This is a genomic window from Chryseobacterium cupriresistens (assembly GCF_046614675.1).
Lineage (GTDB): Bacteria > Bacteroidota > Bacteroidia > Flavobacteriales > Weeksellaceae > Chryseobacterium > Chryseobacterium cupriresistens.
On sequence record NZ_JBKKJT010000019.1, the window covers coordinates 1 to 1,389 of the forward strand.

Here is a 1,389-nt window from a genome sequence, read left to right on the forward strand (position 1 = left end):
TGTCTCGTCCTGAAATAGCGATACACAAAAAAGAATCGTTATGGCAGAAACATTAACATCCACGTACATTAAACGTACACAGAAGGATTACAGTTTAAGTTTAAAACTTCAAATCGTGAAAGAAGTTGAATCAGGAGCATCCACTATTAATAATTGTCGTAAGAAATATGGTATTCAATCTCATGGAACTATTTTAAATTGGCTGAGAAAATATGGTAACTTTGATTGGGAAAACCAAAGACCTTACGCGATGGAAAAAACACCTGAACAACGTATAATGGAATTAGAAGCCCAGGTAAGGCTTCTTGAAAAGCAAAAGGCATTCTTAGAAAAGCAGGCTTATATTGCAGATAAAAAGTCCATATTTTTTGATATGATGATTGATCTGGCTGAGAAAGAATATCACATTGATATTCGAAAAAACTCACCACCCGAACAATCGATTACTTCCGCAGTAAAGAAAAAGAAACTTTGATTTTTACTTGCGGATTGTTAGGGTTAAATAGACAAATCTATTATAGAAGTATAAAGCGTACGAAAGTTTGTAAAGATAAAGCTTCAGAGGTAGTAAAGCTGGTAGAGAATCTTCGTGTTAAGATGCCCCGGTTAGGAGGCCGGAAATTATATTTTATTTTACAGAGATCCTTAAGCTCCATTAAGGTAGGGAGAGATAAATTCTTTGCCATCTTAAAAGCTAATCATTTATTGATTGAGCCTCGCAAAAGCTATCACATTACGACCAACTCTCATCATCGTTTTAGAAAGCATAAGAACCTGCTCCTGGACTACCAGATAACAAAGCCCAACCAAGTATGGGTTGCAGATATTACTTATATAGGAAACCGAAAAAATCCAAGCTATTTAAGTTTAATAACTGATGCATATTCTAAGAAAATAATGGGACACTTTGTTGCAGACAATTTGAATACACAGAGTAGTATTATAGCTTTAAAAAGAGCTCTCAAGAAGCATAAAGGGATGAGAGAATCTTTAATCCATCATTCCGATCGTGGTTTACAATACTGCTCGAATGAGTATCAAAAACTTTTACAGAAACATCAATTAAAATGTAGTATGACACAAAACTCCGATCCTTATGAAAATGCAATAGCAGAGAGAGTGAATGGTATTTTAAAGCATGAGTTTGATATTGATAAACATGATATAAACAATAATTTAAGGAAAAAGATAGTAAATGAATCTATCGAAATCTACAATGATTTACGACCACATTTTTCAAATCATTATCTAACTCCAAACCAAATGCATAACCAATCACAAATTAAAATGAAAACCTATAAAAACAAAAACCAAAGCAATAGTAAAATTACTCTGGTTTAATTATTTATTTTTGTACTATAATCTGTATCAGTTTTTCAGGACTAGTCA

Annotated in this window: 2 protein-coding genes; both read left to right on the plus strand. The window is 32.8% G+C overall.

The genetic code is table 11. The annotated features are described in order from the left end of the window. Window positions 1-40 precede the first annotated feature (40 nt). Window positions 41-475 (plus strand): transposase, encoded by a 435-nt coding sequence (locus ACLI50_RS22505; protein ID WP_202844064.1) that lies wholly within the window; start codon window positions 41-43, stop codon window positions 473-475. Continuing rightward, on the plus strand, window positions 472-1,341 hold the full coding sequence (locus tag ACLI50_RS22510; protein ID WP_202844066.1) for an IS3 family transposase: 870 nt from the start codon (window positions 472-474) through the stop codon (window positions 1,339-1,341). The genes ACLI50_RS22505 and ACLI50_RS22510 overlap by 4 nt, the downstream gene beginning before the upstream one ends. The last annotated feature ends 48 nt before the right edge of the window (window positions 1,342-1,389 follow it).